This window comes from Massilia sp. NBRC 108631 (genome assembly GCF_059704565.1).
Map to the genome: position 1 here is coordinate 1 of NZ_BAAKJE010000162.1, position 219 is coordinate 219.

1 protein-coding gene is annotated in these 219 nt (G+C 72.6%); it reads left to right on the forward strand.

All coding sequences use genetic code 11. The features are described 5' to 3' along the window. The coding region (locus AC6H42_RS17140; protein WP_497548561.1) for a GGDEF domain-containing protein at positions 1 to 219 on the forward strand (219 nt) is incomplete at both ends.

Consider the following 219-nt stretch of genomic DNA (forward strand, 5'->3'; position numbering starts at 1 on the left):
GACCTGGACCGCTTCAAGTTCACCAACAGCCGCCTGGGCCACAAGGGCGGCGACCGGCTGCTGCAAGCGGTGGCCGAGCGGCTGCAGCTGGCGCTGCGCCCGGTGGACACGGTGGCGCGCATCGGCGGCGACGAGTTCGTGGTGCTGCTGGCGCACCTGAGCGGCGTGTACGCGACGGCCGCCCATTCGGCGCTGGTGGTGGCCGAGAAGATCCGCGCC